The 16,255-nt window shown below is 54.4% G+C and carries 12 protein-coding genes; 5 read left to right on the top strand and 7 right to left on the bottom strand.

Translation table 11 applies throughout. The features are described from left to right. Positions 1-5: 5 nt before the first annotated feature. From FBR45_RS17995 to FBR45_RS17970, 6 genes are all read right to left on the bottom strand, one after another. Positions 6-1,244, bottom strand: coding sequence for a c-type cytochrome (locus FBR45_RS17995; RefSeq protein WP_138504828.1), 1,239 nt, complete (start codon positions 1,242-1,244; stop codon positions 6-8). A gap of 70 nt (positions 1,245-1,314) precedes the next feature. Then, positions 1,315-2,007: a hypothetical protein gene (locus FBR45_RS17990; protein ID WP_138504826.1), complete on the bottom strand. Its 693-nt coding sequence runs from the start codon at positions 2,005-2,007 to the stop codon at positions 1,315-1,317. Between the two features lie 75 nt (positions 2,008-2,082). Next, entirely contained in the window at positions 2,083-3,810 is a 1,728-nt protein-coding gene (locus FBR45_RS17985; RefSeq protein WP_138504824.1) for a SusD/RagB family nutrient-binding outer membrane lipoprotein, read from the bottom strand. Positions 3,811-3,881: 71 nt separating this feature from the next. Beyond that, positions 3,882-7,175, bottom strand: coding sequence for a SusC/RagA family TonB-linked outer membrane protein (locus FBR45_RS17980; protein WP_138504822.1), 3,294 nt, complete (start codon positions 7,173-7,175; stop codon positions 3,882-3,884). A gap of 416 nt (positions 7,176-7,591) precedes the next feature. Beyond that, positions 7,592-8,374, bottom strand: coding sequence for a patatin-like phospholipase family protein (locus FBR45_RS17975; RefSeq protein WP_138504820.1), 783 nt, complete (start codon positions 8,372-8,374; stop codon positions 7,592-7,594). Between the two features lie 73 nt (positions 8,375-8,447). Then, on the bottom strand, positions 8,448-9,308 hold the full coding sequence (locus tag FBR45_RS17970; RefSeq protein ID WP_138504818.1) for an MBL fold metallo-hydrolase: 861 nt from the start codon (positions 9,306-9,308) through the stop codon (positions 8,448-8,450). A gap of 82 nt (positions 9,309-9,390) precedes the next feature. Between FBR45_RS17970 and FBR45_RS17965 the strand changes: the two genes are divergently transcribed. The 5 genes from FBR45_RS17965 to FBR45_RS17945 all read left to right on the top strand — a co-directional run bounded on the left by FBR45_RS17965 (position 9,391) and on the right by FBR45_RS17945 (position 13,362). Continuing rightward, the gene (locus tag FBR45_RS17965) at positions 9,391-10,269 is read left to right on the top strand and encodes a helix-turn-helix domain-containing protein (protein ID WP_138504816.1); all 879 of its coding nucleotides are present in this window, start codon (positions 9,391-9,393) and stop codon (positions 10,267-10,269) included. Positions 10,270-10,371: 102 nt separating this feature from the next. Continuing rightward, on the top strand, positions 10,372-10,932 hold the full coding sequence (locus tag FBR45_RS17960) for a carboxymuconolactone decarboxylase family protein (protein WP_138504814.1): 561 nt from the start codon (positions 10,372-10,374) through the stop codon (positions 10,930-10,932). Between the two features lie 94 nt (positions 10,933-11,026). Next, positions 11,027-11,773: a cytochrome b/b6 domain-containing protein gene (locus FBR45_RS17955; RefSeq protein ID WP_138504812.1), complete on the top strand. Its 747-nt coding sequence runs from the start codon at positions 11,027-11,029 to the stop codon at positions 11,771-11,773. Then, complete coding sequence (locus FBR45_RS17950; RefSeq protein ID WP_138504810.1) at positions 11,770-12,570, top strand: molybdopterin-dependent oxidoreductase; 801 nt, start codon at positions 11,770-11,772, stop codon at positions 12,568-12,570. The genes FBR45_RS17955 and FBR45_RS17950 overlap by 4 nt, the downstream gene beginning before the upstream one ends. 54 nt (positions 12,571-12,624) lie before the next feature. Continuing rightward, positions 12,625-13,362 carry a DUF1223 domain-containing protein gene (locus FBR45_RS17945; RefSeq protein ID WP_138504808.1) on the top strand — a complete coding sequence of 246 codons (738 nt, stop codon included), beginning with the start codon at positions 12,625-12,627 and terminating at the stop codon, positions 13,360-13,362. Between the two features lie 15 nt (positions 13,363-13,377). Here FBR45_RS17945 and FBR45_RS17940 read toward each other — a convergent pair whose 3' ends face one another. Beyond that, complete coding sequence (locus tag FBR45_RS17940) at positions 13,378-15,804, bottom strand: alpha-L-rhamnosidase-related protein (protein ID WP_138504806.1); 2,427 nt, start codon at positions 15,802-15,804, stop codon at positions 13,378-13,380. Positions 15,805-16,255: the final 451 nt, after the last annotated feature.

The following is a 16,255-nucleotide window of genomic DNA, read 5'->3' as shown; positions in this document are numbered from 1 at the left end:
GTCAATTACCGGATGTAGTAGAACACCAGGTTCATCATTTCGTCGGTAGAGTTCCAGCCGTAGCCAACGGTTCGGGCGGGTCGGTGCGGATTAAAGGGATTCTGATCGGTATTGTCGTATTGCGCTTCGGCGAGGATGACAGTCCCTTTCGGTAAGGTCAGGGCCTGCCGAAAAAAATAAGTCAGCTGCCAGTTATAGTCCCAGGCCGGTATCTGTATCAGGTTGATGGCATCGCCGTCGGGCGTGATGGCAAACGCTTTTACGGACTGGCCCAGTCGGTGCATGTGCGGCATGACCGATAACAGCCGGATACTGTCGGGCAGCGGTCCGAACTTCATATAAAAAACAGGTTTCGTATTGGCCGCGAGCCGGAATGGCTGGTTCGTTACATCGTTTTCGGTCAGGCTAAGCGTCCGCACGACCCGGTCGACGGGTTGTCGGGCCAGATACAAACGAACTTCCGACTGATCCGTCTCTTCTTTCGCTGAGGGCGCGTAATGGATGTTGAGAATAAGATCGCTACCCGCCCGGATGCGTTTGGCAGCGCCAGCCGGAAATGTGACGCGGTCATTGCCAGGTACCCATCCGTACAGGAACTCGTCGGCCAGGGGCGTCCGCTGAAACTCGCGCAGTTTTGGATCTGCTTCGGCAATTCCATTGATGGCACTCATCGTACCGGTCGAGTCGACCATCAGTCTGCTGTGGTGCACTAGCTTCCGGTTGCCCGGCACGAACTCGATGGCCTCTACCCATATGTCCCGTGTGAGGTTCATAGGCACATGAAAGTACCGAAAATCCTCCTGCCCATCGCCCCGAACGAGGTATGGTTTCATACGAAACACCAGGTCTGGCTGGCGGGCTGTAACCGATACGGCAGCAGTCTCTTTAGGATGGCTGGCCGCTGGCGCGGTTTCTCCTTTTTTCATACCGCCCCGCACCCAGGCCTGAATAGTTTCTATCTCAGCCTCGGATAACCCACGTTCGTTGGTGTAGTGCTGAAATTGCCGGTCGGCCGGAAAAGGAGGCATATAGCGGCTCTGGGTGACTTTGGCGATGAACTTACCCCGCTTGGCCACATCGTCGTAGGTAAGCAGGCGAAACGGCCCTACCCCGCCCGTATGATGGCAGGGGGTAGCACAATTTCGCATAATAATTGGCTGAACATCGGTCAGGAACGTAGGGGCCTGAGCCAGCCCTGTGCTCTTTATGCCAATCAGTATCAGCCAGCAGTATAGCGTACGCATCTTCCGAAGATAAATAAAAAGCAGCAGACCCATCGCTGAGCCTGCTGCTTTAAGGATGTTTGAGCACCAGTTAACGAACCGTGAAGCTCAATCGGCAGTTCGCGTTGGCCTGAGAAACAGGAGTCGGGTCGAGGCAGATGCTGTCCTCGTTCCATACCTTAAAGACAAGCCCATCGGTTGTGGTCAACTCCCAGGTTACAAGGAAAGCATCGGCATTAGCCACCGTTTTGCCTCCTACGACCAGGGGCCCCTGCAGGCGGGCGCCCGCCGGACGGGGTCGGGTTGGGTTTTCGAAGACTTTAACAGCATTGACCTTATCGTACTTCACCGTTGCATCTTTATACAGGTTGTAGATTTCAGCGGGCGTGATCGAAAAGTTGTTCCATTGACGGTTAGCCGCTGGCGCATCAATCGTTTTGACAACCCGGCCACCACCCCCTAATGCAACCGTTTTAGGGTTACCATCGGGATCCGTGTAGGACTCGATCATGTCGACCTTGATAGCTATTTTACTAACTGTCAACTTATTATCGAGAGATACCCAGCGGATTTTGAAATCGATCTTCGCGTTGTCCTGCCCGGTGAGCGGGAAGTTTCTGGCATTGGCAGCAATATTGGCTTTGCCCGCTTCGGCAACGCCATCAAAAACGCCCCAGCCGTGTACGCCTGGCTCCCAGGGCTTATTTGGATCAAGGGACTCATCGCGGCAGCTGAGCAGTAACGTAATAGCTGCCACAAACGAGTATGTAAAGAGTTTTTTCATGGCTATTCTTAGTTTGTCGATCGGCTGAACCTCGCCAGATCGCTGGTTTCGAGGTTCAGCCGATCATAATCTTATTTAAAATTCCCACTTCACTTTCACCTTATCCCAGAAAACTGGATCGCGGTCGAAAACAACGTCAGTGATGTATTTTGATGCGTTGGGGTTAAGCGCGCCCTCAGACTGCGGATAGGGCAACCGCAGTGCGTACTGACGGGGAGGCTTTGAGATGGGCGCCTGGATACCCACCGAGAACTGCCGGAACTGGCTCTGAATGGGGTAACCGGTACGGCGCTGCAAGTTCCATATTTCCATACCCTGCCCCCATGAGCAAAACCAGATTTGTTTGGCCACTACGTTCAGCTTAGCCTGATTGGTCGTTGCTGCATCGTACAGGTCAAGCCAGGCTTTTACGTAGGCATCCACTTCGGCCGTAGCGGGTGTTTTTGCCCGGCTCGGGTCCGACTTAAGTCCCTGCGCAACTACTACAGCAATCTGCTCACGAATGCCCGCTTCAAACAGCGCGCGGGCATCGCCGGTTACGCCGGTCCCGTCGAGGATGGCTTCTACCTGCCAGAACTTGGTATTCCAGCTGTTGATAATAGGCCACTGTCCGTTACCGCCAAAGTTCAGCGCAGCCTGACCTGTCAACGCTACAGCCGCCGTACTACGGTCAGAATACACACCACCGGCGGGATAGGTACCGGGCGCCGTCCGCAGCGGACCGTCAGCAGCCGCCCCTGACACGTCAGCCCGGTCGCGGCCGAAGTAACCGGCGATGTAGGCCAGATCAGCCGCTGGAATAGCCCCCGTAATGTTGAACGCTCTTCTGTATTCCGACAGAAACGACTCACGCAGAGGCAGATATGACCCGCCAAAAGGCGTGGTACCCCGGTCGGTTGGGTTGTTCTGATCCAGGATGCGTGATGTTTGTCGGTAGAAATAGAAAGGCAGACGGGGGTCTTTGTTCAGCAGCATCTCACCCATCAACTGGTGGTTGATATAAGTAGGATCTGAGGTTCCTGTATAGGTAATAAACCAGGGATGCGTGTTTCGCTCTGGCGATATCTGGGTTGAATACAGATAGGTCCAGTTCTGAGCCGGCGTAGTAATGTAGCCACCGGCGTCGAAAGCGGCTTTCAGCTCGGCATTCCCGTTGGCCCGCCCTTTCCGTGAGTTCAGTAGCAGACGCAGCTTAACGGTTCTCGCGATACGAGTCCAAGTAGCAGCATTGCCCGAGCCCATATAGTCGCCCCCAACGGCCACAGGCTGCGGCTTAGCCAGCTCGGTTATAGCCTGATCGCAGAGTTTCAGTAGATCTTCATAAATGTCCGAGTCCTTATCAAACTTAGGCTGTTTGTTGGGCTCGGCCGCATTACCTTTCCAGGCTTCGGTATAAGGCATATCGCCAAACATATCTACATAGTTGCCTACCGAATAGGCCTTCAGCACCAGCGCGATGCCTCGGTAGCGCGGGTTTTTACCATCTTCGGTAGCCCGCAACATCTGTTCGATGCTTTGCAGACTCTGATAGGCAGCATTCCAGGTGCCCTGATAACTGGTGTTGCTCAGGTTGTAGGCGTCGGCCGAACTCCAGAGACCCGCAAAACCCATCGCATTGCCGTTTACGGCACCGAACGCGTTGATAGCTGCGTTTTCGGCAACGGGCATGAGCAGGGCCAGCGAAGCCGACGCAGGCCGGTTCGGATCAGTATTAATATCCAGTTCGGTCATGCTACAGGAGCTAGCCACACTGATAACGCCGGCCAGCGCGAGTGTCCTGAATACGTTTTTATAGTTTGTCATGTACTTCATCGAGTAATGGTTGATCGGATTGCCAGAGCGCCCGTCGGTTGGCCAGGCGCTCTGACTCGGAATTAGAAGGAAGCGTTGAGGTTGATACCAAAACGACGGGTAGATGGAGAAGCGCCCAGATCGAAGCCCTGAATGTTTGAGTCAGCGAAGTTCGACAGCACTTCAGGGTCGAAGTTGAGCCCCTTCAGCATGTTGGGTGCGTAGAACCACAGGTTACGGCCCGATGCCGAGATCCGCAGGCTACCCAGTACTTTGGCATACCGCTGCAGGAAGGCTTTGGGTACGCTATAGCCCAGCGAAATCTCCCGCAACCGGACCACAGAGGCATCGTAGATGTTGACTTCGTCGGCCCCGTAGGCGCCGTATCCGTCGGTGAAGTGATACTGGAAAGCCGACATGGCAATGGTATTTTTGATGGGTTTGCCATCATCACCCACCAGTGGTTTGTACGTAGCGGGGTCACCCAGCACGCCCGGAATTACCCGCATCCCTTCGCGATCTTCCGAATTCTTCAACTGACCACGCAACAGGAGCGAAGCTGCCGTACTAGAAAACAGGCTACCGCCCGCTTTATAGTCGGTCAATACGCTTAACGTGAAGTTTTTGAAATTCACCGTATTTGTCCAGCCGATGGTGTATTTAGTATTGGGGTCACCAATGATGGCTGACTTGGCCGCACGGATCGGCAGGCCGGTCGATGGGTTGATCAATAGGTTTCCGCTTTCATCACGGGCATTGACCGAACCAATGATCTGTCCGTATGGCAGGCCGTTCCGGAAAATCGTTCCCAACGACGAGAGACCGGTACCGCCGATGAAAATCTCACCACCCGGACCAGCATCTTCTACCAGCGACCGGATGCGGGTGTAGGCGGCAAACGAGGTCCAGGTAAACCCACTGGCAGTGCGAATAGGAACGAGCGTAAGGCCAACTTCCCAACCTTTGTTAGATATCTTGCCAGCGTTTGTAATCTCCGTGGAGAAACCCGTTGCGCGAGGCAACTCACGAGTCACGATCAGGTCGGTCGAAATCCGGTCGAAGTGAGCGACGTCAATTCCAATCCGATTGTTGAAGAACTGCAATTCAGCACCTAACTCAACCTCAGCCGTAAACTCAGGCTTCAGGGCAATATTGTTCAGCTGGCTGGGTAGCGCTGCCACAGAAATAGCCGTACCATTGTAGAACGTACGGCCCAGGTTGTAGGCGGTAAACACCTGATAGGGATCAGCGTCTTTACCCACCTTAGCGTAGTTAGCCCGGATTTTACCGAAGTTCAGAATGTTCTTAGGCAGATTGAGTACGTCGGTGAAGACCAGCGAACCCGATACGGCAGGGTAATAATAGCTGTTGTTACCGGCTGGCAGCGTAGACGACTGGTCTCTGCGTACCGAAGCGGTTACGAACAGATAGTTGTTATAGCCCAGGGTTAACTCACTGAAAATACCGTACAGACGACGTTGGGACTTATAATCGGCCGCATTCTGGTTCAGCGTACCACCAATGGTCAACACATTAGGATCGATAACCGGTGCCCCCGCAATACCCGACTCACTGTAGCTACGCTGGTTAGGGTTAAAGCCAAGCAGCAGTTTGGCGTTGAACCGCTCCGAAAAGTCGTGCTGCGCCGTAGCCAGGAAGGTAAAATCCGTCTCTGTTCTGGTCAGATCCTGTCTAAGTACCGAACCCAGTGGCACGAACGTACCGCCTGGGCGGATAACGTTTTTGCGGGTTTCAGAATAGGTATTGATCCCACCGCGGGCAGTCAGGTTCAGCCAGGGCGCTACGTCATAACTCAACGTCATGTTACCGTATACCCGATTCACGCCTGAGTTGTAGAGGTTGTATTTAGCCGTCCAGAGCGGGTTGTCCAGCGCGCGGTAAAATACGTTCGATCCATCGACCGGATTCTCGAACGGATAGCCGCTTAGGTTGTAGTTACGGGGTAGGTAGAACAACCGACCGTAAATAGAACCGGCAGAAGCCAACCCGCCATAATCAGCGTAATAACCGGCCCCAGACTGTGGACTTTGCTGGTTAGTGTTCGTATAGGCCACACTACCCGCTATGTTGATATTGTTGTTCAGCGTAGCGTTACCACCAAAGCTAAGCGTGGTACGATCGGTGAACGAGTTAGGGATGATACCCTCATTTTTCATCCGCGATACCGACGCATTCAGCGATGTTTTGTCGCCCGTAGAGGTAATCTGGATGCCGTTTTCGAGTACTTTACCCTGCCGGAAGAAACCGCCAATAATGTCATAGGGCTGCAACGGAACTGCAATACCGCGGCCATTGGCCTGCAGTAGCTCCGGAAAAGCGGTCTGATACCGTGCTGCACCGTACGGAACCGTAGCATCGACCAGTGGGTGAGGAATGGTGCCAGCCGGATAATCTGGATCAATAACTTTAGAGTACCGTTCAAAACCTAACGCAGCATTGACCCGGTCCACTTCAGCCGGAAAAACTGTTCCCCAGTTCCCAATAAATCCACCGTTGTAGGTCTGGTTGGAACCCTGCGTATAGGTGTTTTGATAATCAGGAATTGATGATACGTTTTCTACAGAGTAGGACGTATTAAAGTTGACTTCCAGACCTTTGCGGGCTGACTTACTACCCGACTTGGTCGTAATTACAATAACCCCGTTGGCAGCACGCGACCCATATAGAGCCGACGCAGCAGCGCCTTTCAACACCGTCATTGTTTCGATGTTGTTGGGATCGATGTCATACGCCCGGTTGGTAGAAACGGTGTTCTGGTTGTACCCTTGGCTTCCGTTTACCGAGTTGTCAAATGGGATGCCGTCTACGACGAACAGCGGCTGGTTGTTACCTGTAAATGAGTTGTTACCCCGAATGGTGATACGAGTACCCGCACCGGGCGCTCCGTTACCAGCCGTAATGTTTACGCCTGGAACTTTACCCGATAACGCCCGCAACGGGTCGGGCTCGGAACGCTGCTGGAGCAGATCACCTTTTACGTTGGTTACCGCGTAGGCCAGCGCCTTTTTGTCGCGCTGCTGACCAAGTGCGGTTACCACCACCTCGCCCAGCTGTTTGGCGTCGTTAGCCAGCTTGACATCAATCACCGACCGATTCCCGATTTCAACTTCCTGCGAAGCTGAGCCTACGAAACTGAAGACCAGTTTCGCAGCCTTGTCCGGTACGGTGATCGAGTAAGCACCGCTGGCGTCGGTGTTCGCGCCACGCGTGGTGCCCTTAACCACTACCGACACCCCGGGCATTAACGAGCCATCTTCGGCGGCCGTTACCTTACCCGTAATGGTTCGCTCCTGCGCCCACACAGGAGCGCAGAGTGAGCATACTAACAGCAAGCCCACAAGTAAAATTCTACTCATACTTGATTTAAGTTAGGTTAAGAAAACACTGTAGTTATTGCAAAAGTAATAAAGCTGTTTTATCAGGCAAATTCTTTGTCTAATATATTTTATACAATTTTTTATTCTGATTTACGAGTAATAGATAGAATATTATTCTAACAGCCCTATTTTCTTTACTTAGTAATTAATACTCTATTTACTATTTATCAATACATTGAAATAGATTATTTAGTAAGTATGCTTAAGTATTTTTCTAAAAGAACTTGGAAAAGTTAAACTCCACCCGTTGACTTCAATGGCGTTACGGACCGCCCAATTAGCAGTTATGTCCTATTTTGGCATCTCTTAACCTATTGAATCGGCCAGAAAAGCAACATGCCGGAACAGGTGTCCCAGCATGACAGAAATTAGTTTGTCCAGTAAGCCAAGTGGCTTTATGTTGATTCGTTGTCTGTTAGCTGCGAGAGAGCTTTATCGATAAAGCCAGCCATAGAGCGTGCGTGCTGATAACCGATCCGGAATAATTCGCGCGCTTTGCTGACGTCGGTAGGACTGTAGCCAGCCAGATCAGCTGGTTCGATCAACACCTGACAGCGGTTGAACTTCTCTCTGGTTTTGCTCTGTACCGCTAAAATCAGGCTGCGCTCAATGACGCCCCGCATAGACCGGATCGGCTTGGCCAGCCCAAACGGGTTCGTATGCGATGCAATGACCAGGTCAACCTTGTGTTCGATTACTTCTACGGGCAGGTTATTAAGTACGCCCCCGTCTACATACTGCCGCTTATTGATCAGTAGTGGCTCGAAGATACCCGGCAGGCAACACGACGCCAGCACGGGCCGTATCAGCTCGCCCTGCTCGAAAACAACCTGCTCGCCTTCGTTCAGATCAACGGCAACAACATGCAACGGTATCTGCAGCCCTTCAAACGAATCATGCGGTATGTATTTCTTATATAGGTCGACGGCCGTATCGATGCGCAGCAGCCCCATACGGTTCCAGGCCGGACGCAGGTGCCGCACGAACGACGACGATTCAATAATTTTCAGACTTTCGTCCGGGGTGTAGCCGTTAGCCAGTAACGCCCCGGCGATAGCCCCTGCGCTGGTGCCCGCAATCTGATCGAAGCGAATACCCATTTCCTGCAAGCCCTTGATCACGCCCAGATGGGCAATGCCACGGGCGCCCCCGCCCGATAAAACCAACCCGATTTTCATACTGTCTGACGTATTGGTCAGATAACGGTACGTTCGAAGATTTGGTTTGTGCCGCTCCTATCCGCCAGCAGACTTATAACCAGTCGGCCAGCCGCCCCTTGTCTTTCACCCGAATGCCCTTCTCAGTCCGCTCAACGGTGGCCGCTTCGCAATAGGGATCATGATCGAAAACGAGGAGCCAGTCTTCGTCGACAGCGCGCTCGAGGCAGGTCGTTTTCTCATCCATGGTCACCAACGGGCGCACGTCGTAGCCCATCACGTACGGAACCGGCACGTGGGAAGTCGACGGAATCAGGTCGGCACAGAACAGCAGCCTTTTGCCAGCTGTCTCTAGCTGGGGCATCAGCATTTTCTCGGTATGGCCGTCTACGTACAGCAGCTCAATGCCCGGAATTCCCAGCTCGCTCTGATCCGAAAAGCGGAGCTGCCCGCTCTCCTGCAGCGGCATGATGTTCTCCCGGAGGTAGGTGGCCCGCTCGCGGGGGTTAGGCTGCATGGCCCATTGCCACTGGCCACTATGGCTCCAGTAGGTGGCCCGCGGAAAGGTAGGCTCCAGGCGGGTGCGTCCCGCATCGGCCCAGCGAACGGCGCCACCCGCATGGTCGAAATGCAGATGCGTCAGCAGGACGTCAGTCACGTCGCTCAGTGCGTAGCCGGCCTGCTCAACAGCCTGCACGAGTGTTTTGCCGTTAGGCAGGTCATAGAAGCCGAAAAATTTGGCATCCTGCTTATCCCCTACGCCGGTATCGACCAGCACCAGCCGGGGTTTGCCGCTGGCATCGGTCGTTTCGATGAGCAGGTTACGCAGTGCCCAGTCGCAGAGATTTCGGTCGTCGGCGGGATTAGTGCGCTGCCAAAGCGTTTTCGGAACAACGCCGAACATGGCGCCCCCATCGAGTTTGAAGGGGCCGGTATCAAGGGTATGAATGATCATCAACGTAAGGGTATGGAACAAAGGTAAAACGCGTCAGGAGTATTTATATATTTATAGCCTCCATCTGGCTCACCTATAGCTTATGGTCTATACCTACACCGAACCAAAAACGAATGGCGTTTTGCAACTGATCTGCCGGGAGAAGGGTTTCAGTCGGCACTTCTTCAGCGACCGGCTGGGTAACCGACATCCTCAACGCCTGCTGACCATTGCCTGGAATACGGGGGCATCGCAATCGGTCACGATCGATGAAGTGACGTATGCGTTTCCGGCGCAGACGGTGTTACCGCTCATGGTCAATCAGTCGTTCGGATTTGCTAATCCCGACGCGGTCGTTGCCTGGCAGTTCGACCGCGATTTCTACTGCATCGTTGACCACGACAAAGAAGTCTCATGTGTTGGCTTTTTGTTTTATGGTGCCCAAAATCCGCTCTTCCTGCAGCTTAGTCCAGCTGAGCAACGCAAATTTGAAGCGCTGCTGATGGTTTTCGACGACGAGTTTTCGACCCGAGATACTATTCAGGGCGAAATGCTGCGGATGTTGCTGAAGCGGCTGATTATTAAGCTGACACGGCTGGCTAAGGAGCAGTACCTGACTCCTGACTTATCCGAAGCCGACCTTAACCTGGTGCGTCGGTTCAACCTGCTCGTTGAGAACCAGTACCGCAGCCTGCATACCGTAAGCGAATACGCCGACCTGCTGAACAAATCGCCCAAAACCCTGGCCAACCTGTTTGCCCTCTATAGTCAGCAAAGTCCACTGCAGATCATTCACGAGCGCATTGCGCTGGAGGCCAAACGGCTGCTGCTCTATACGGATAAGTCGACCAAGGAAATTGCCTTCGAGCTGGGCTTCGATGAAGTGTCGCATTTCAGTCGGTTCTTCAAAAAACAGACCGGCCAGCCCCCATCGACTTTCAAAAAGCAGGTAATACAGGGTCTGGCAACCGCTGCCGGCTAACCATCGGGAAGAATTGATAACAGAGCGGGAAATACATCCATTTTCGGGTGTCTTCACTGGCTGCACCTTTGCCCTGTCAATTCACCATAAACCAACACGACAATGGCAACGTTTCACGTCCCAACCCGCGACCAGGTCTCGGCCCAGAACCAACAGCTCTTCGACAATCTGCAAAAAGGATTAGGTTTTGTACCGAACCTGTACGCCACATTCGGCCTGTCTGACAATGGCCTGGGGGCTTACCTCGCCTTTCAGCAAAGCCAAACCAAAGGTATTTTCAAAGCCAAGGAGCGGGAGGCTATCAACCTCGTGGTTTCTCAGGCCAATAACTGCGTCTACTGTCAGGCAGCCCATACCGCGCTGGGCAAACTGAACGGCTTCTCCGACGAGCAGATACTGCAACTACGGGCGGGCCATGCCAACTTCGACCCCAAACTCGATGCACTGGTAAAACTGGCCAAAGCCATCACCGAAACGAAAGGACATCCCGACAACCAGCTGATCGACCAGTTTGTAGCGGTCGGTTATCCACAGAGCGCCCTGGTGGATCTGCTTCTGCTCATTGGGGATAAAATCATCTCGAATTACCTCCACAGCATCACCCAGATTCCCGTCGATTTCCCGGCAGCGCCCGCTCTGCCTACCGAAGCCGTAGCCGCCTGATTGGTGGCTGGTTGGCCGCAGCGGAATCGGCACCTATTTTGTTTGCGTACGTATTGGTAAACCAGTAGCTTACGTACCCGAATCGGTATTTATCATGAAACGCATCGTCCATAAACACCCGCTGGCCATCCGCTGGTTTCACTGGATTAATTTCCCGGTCCTGTTCGTCATGATCTGGAGCGGCCTGCTCATTTACTGGGCCTACGACCCGTACAAGATCGTGCTAGGCGACTGGACACTGATCTCTTTCTTTCCGGACGGGTTTTATAAGGCGCTGGGGCTATCGCGCCGACTGGCCGAGGGTATGGCGTGGCACTTTGTGTTCATGTGGCTCTTCCTGCTCAACGGGCTGCTGTATGTAGGCTACACGATTGTATCGGGCGAGTGGCGCCACCTGGTTCCGAACCGCCACTCATTTCGGGAAGCCATTCAGGTTACGGCCTATGATCTGGGCCTGCGAAAAACCCAGCCGCCCTTCATCAAGTACAACGGTGCGCAGAAGATTGCGTACTTCTCGATCATGATCATGGGCGCCGGGTCGGTTCTGACGGGGTATGCCATTTACAAGCCGACGCAGTTTTACTGGCTAACGGCCCTGTCGGGGGGGTACGAAATGGCCCGGCTGATTCATTTTGCGCTGACGGTCGGGTACGTGCTGTTTTTTGTGGTGCATATTGCTCAGGTAATCCGGGCGGGCTGGGGCAACTTTCAGAGTATGGTTACGGGCTTCGACGTACTAAAAGCCAACGACCCGGCCCAGCCGCTTCGGCCTGCCCCCGAGCCACAGCCTACCAACGACCCAACCCCCGATCCGGCACCCATACGCCCTGCCCTGTCATGAAGACATCTAACGAACCCAACCTCCCGGAAAGCGACGCTCCCGAATCAGCCATACGTCGCCGAACGCTCCGTTCCTTTGGGCTGTTCGCGCTGGCCGCCACCGTTCCGTTCGGCGTTTATTCGTGGATAAAAAACAGCCCGAAGGTATTTGGCATAAAAAAACCGTTACGCCGGGTACTAGACGCCAACGAACAGATTGCCCGGACGTATTTCAGCAACACCCACCTGGTTAAGACCTACCCCCGCGAAGAAGCGGCCAAACGACCGCGTGTAAACGGCTTCGACGGGTTACGCACGTCACTGCCGGCCGACTGGAAGCTACAGATCGACCGGCCGAACCAGGAGCCGCTGCTCCTCACCATGGACGACGTTCGGGCGCTGCCAAAGCAAGAGCTGATTTATGATTTTAAGTGTGTGGAAGGCTGGAGTCAGATTCAGCACTGGGGTGGCGTGCGGCTCTCCGATTTTCTGGAGCGCTATAAACTCGGCACCAAAAGCGGCAATGCCCCCGCGCCGGACCGTCCGACCGATCTGTACTCGTTTGTCGGTATGGAAACGCCCGACAAAGGGTATTACGTAGGTATCGATATGGAGAGCGCGCTGCATCCGCAAACGCTGCTGGCCTACGAACTTAACGGCCAGCCGATCAACAACCAGCACGGCGCCCCCATCCGGCTGATTATCCCGCACAAATACGGCGTCAAAAATCTCAAGCGCATCGGCCGGATTTTCTTCTCCGACACGCGCCCGCGCGACTTCTGGGCCGAGCGTGGCTACGACTACTATCTGGGCCTGTAACCGACCGGTCGATCTCTCACAGCAGTCCTATATCATCTCTCAACAACATGACTCATGAACGCATTTTTCTGGCTGGCGGTGACTCTGCTGCTAGCCCCAGCCGTCTCGACTTCTCCACCCGTCAAACCAGCTGCGCGACCGGTAGTAGTGCTGGAATTGTTCACCTCACAGGGCTGTTCCAGTTGCCCGCCTGCTGACCGGGCTTTGCAGGAAATCACCGAAAAAGCGGCCCGGGCCGGCCAGGCGGTATATGGCCTGTCGTTTCATGTCGACTACTGGAACCGGCTTGGCTGGCAGGACCCGTTCAGCAGTCGGCAATTCACCGATCGGCAGCGGCAGTATAACCGGCAGCTACGCACGCAAACTTATACGCCCCAACTGATCGTAAATGGACAACAGGACATCATTGGCGGCCAGCGGAGCCGCATAGAGCAGGCTGTTACCGCCGTTCAGAAACAACCGGCTTCATCATTTGTAACGGTAAACGGCCAGGTAAACCGTACGGACAAAATCCTGACGGTGACCTATACGCTGTCGGCAAAAGGTCCCTACCGCGTCAATATCGCCCTGCTGCAGAAAGAAGCCCGTACCGCTGTTGGCAACGGCGAAAACGGGGGCCGAACGCTGGTCAATACCAACATCGTGCGGCAGTTCAGGACCATAGACCAGTCGGACTCGTCGGGTAGTGCCACCCTCCCGGTACCCAATGGCCTCGGCCCAGATCAAAGCAGCGTACTGGTTTACGTTCAGCGAACGGACAACGGACAGGTTGTTGGCGCCAGCATGCTGTAGCCGACCCGACTAGTCTCATAAACTCACCGTTTGCGTACCTCCTGTCAGGGCGAGGGTTTTGCCTTTCCAGCGCAGCGTACCGGTCATTTTCTCGGGTAAGCTCACGCTGCCGGTCAGGCCGCCCGCTGCCGTTTTCTGGAAGCTGACCACAATCTCACCCTGCGGATGAGGCACGCGGCCATCAACACGGGTCAACGTACCGAAGGCTGGCTCGATGCGCACCGTGCGGAAGCCCGGCTCAGCAGGCTGGATACCGCAGGTCGTCGACAGAAGCGCATACAAGGGCGAGGCACTCCAGGCGTGACAATCAGAGCGGGTTGGTTCAGGATTCTCGGCGAAGGTAGTCAGGCCAATGGCCAGCATATCGCGCCAGGGCTTGAGCTGCGGCACCAGTTCATCGCCCAGCCCGGTTTTCTTCAGAGCCTCGAACAGGTAAAACTTGAAATAAAAGGTAGCCTGAATAAGATCCGTGGCGGCCATTGTTTTTGTCAACAAAGCCACCTGCTGATTTTTTGGCACGGCATCGGTCAGGATCGCCAGTAGGTTGGCATGCTGGCTGAAACTGTTTTTCGCGGGAGTATCGGCCAGCAGGCCTCGTCCGGCATCCCAGCATTGGGTATAAACCGCCTTGTTCAGCCGACGGGCCAGCTCCCGGTAATGCTCGGCGCGTTCGTTCTGACCAAAATGGGCCAGCAGATCGGCCGCGCGGAAATAGGTATAGGCCTGTTGTAAAGTCAAGATGCTGGACCCGCCCTTCTTAGCGCCCGGCGGCACACCACCCGCCACCTCATCTTTCGCGTTCTGCCACTTGGCCCAGTCCACAAAATTCCACCAGAGCAACGGCCCGTTCAAACCGTTTTTATCGAGCCGCTCTTCGTGCCAGTTCAGCACGCTCAGTACGCCGGGCATCATAGACTTCACAAAGGCATCGTCGGGCCGATGCATCCAGTAATCGTGGATCATACAGACCCAGAATAGCGAAAACGTCGGTATTACCTGAAAGTCAGCACTGGGATAGCGGCTTTGCGTCAGCCCATCATTGAAGCGGCTGTGGTCATAGTCGAGAATGGCTTTCCGCATCAGCCGGTCGTCACCCGCCACATACAACGAAATCAACGACTGTACGCGCGTATCGCCGGTATACTGCAGTTGTTCGTAATAAGGGCAGTCGTAGTAGGTTTCGCCCGCGCAAAGCCGGGCCGTTCGCCAGCCCACGTCCCAGATTCCCTGCAACGACGAGTCGCCCGGTGCATTCACGCCGAGCGTAGATGTTGTTGTTGATGTGGGAGCATTGGCGGTAAACTTTCCTTTCTGCTCGAATGGGTAGCCGGTAAATTGCCCGACGAGGTCGTTCAGTACGAGCGGTTCGTCTTTGGTTTCTACCGTCAGCTGTAGGTACCGATACGTCCGGAACCAGAGAGGCCGAAACGTACGGCGGTCTGACCCATCGGCTACGAACTGATCGTCGAAGCCACGTAACGACCGGCCTTCCACCTCGTTCCGGTTTCCTTTTTTACCGGCTGCGTCGATCAGGGCTTCGGCATAACTCAGGGTGATTACCGCGTTTTTGCCACGGCTCACGGTCAGCTCCGGGTAGGCATTGGTCAGCACACCATTGTCAATCAGAAAGACCGCTTTTTTATTAGCGGTAACGGTTACGGGCGCTTTTCCCTGCAAAAAGGCGGCTTCCATCTGTCCGTTCTCTACTCGCCGAACGGCCGCCAGCCGCTCGGGATGTTCGTCCATCATCGGAATCTGACGGGGTACCAGCCCCCAGTTCCCATCGGTGCCGAGCCCGCGGGGCTTGGTCGGAAAACCAAACGGCTTGGCCGCCAGCCAGGCACTATCGTTGAAGTCGGGCTGCTCCCAGCCCCAGGGATAGCGGGCCGCATCGACCCGGTCGCCGTCGCCCGCCACGATATAGGTTCGCAGTTTAGGGATGTCGTTCTTGATGGGTGAGTAAGCCAGGTTCTGGTATATCTTCCAGCTAGCGTCGGTGTTGGCTATTTTTTCCGCGTCGGTGTCGCCCTGCAAAACAAACCCGGTTTGGTAGCTCATCTGCGCAAACGGAATACCCTCGCCCATATTCCAGACCTGCGCGGCCAGTACATTCCGCCCGGCCTGCAGATACGGCGCCAGATCAATCGTTTCGTAGTTCCAGTTCTGCGTATCGCTGCGGGCTGGCCCCAGCAGCACCGCCCGACCATTCACAAACAGCCGATACCGGTTATCGCCCGAAACGTGTACAACGAAGCGGGCCGGCTTTTGCAGCAGGTCAATGGCTTTGCGCAGGTGAAACACCCCATACTGCCGGGCCGGCGCCGTTGGGTGCAGAATCCAGCGCGCAGGCCAGTAGGTGGTAGTCCAGTCGGTAGTAGGTGTCTGAGCCAACGAGGCTATCGACGCAACAAGGAACAGGAACACGAATCGGAACCGGATCATAAGGCAGAGGGACTTACTAATAGGATTGCAAGTTAGCTTTCTCTCCCTTTTACTGCTTCCGGAGCGGTATAAATAGCATATAGGCAAAACTAGCGTCTGTACTTGTATACAGGTTTATGGGTGATTTCACACATAAAAAGAGTGATTTCACGCAGTTTGACCCGTAAACAAGTGCACATTCTACAGCATGATGTCGTCTTAAGTGGAGTAGTTAACCCTACCCACCATTATGATTCAGAAACTAGCCAACCGGTTTCGCTTTTTAGATTCCCTGATCCGCAAACGGGCCACTGGCTCGCCCAAAGAACTAGCCCAACGCCTGGGTATAACTGGACCTGCTACATTTGACTGGACATTAAGTTAAGTGTGATCTAACTTAGTGAACCATGAAAACCAGCAGAAGACAGTACGACGAGGAGTTCAAACGGATGGCCGTCGAGCTCTCCCTAGC

The organism is Spirosoma lacussanchae, from assembly GCF_005870035.1.
In the GTDB taxonomy this organism is placed as follows: Bacteria; Bacteroidota; Bacteroidia; order Cytophagales; family Spirosomataceae; genus Spirosoma; species Spirosoma lacussanchae.
Note: the sequence above shows the minus strand (reverse complement) of the source record. Positions and strands in the feature narration are given on the sequence as shown.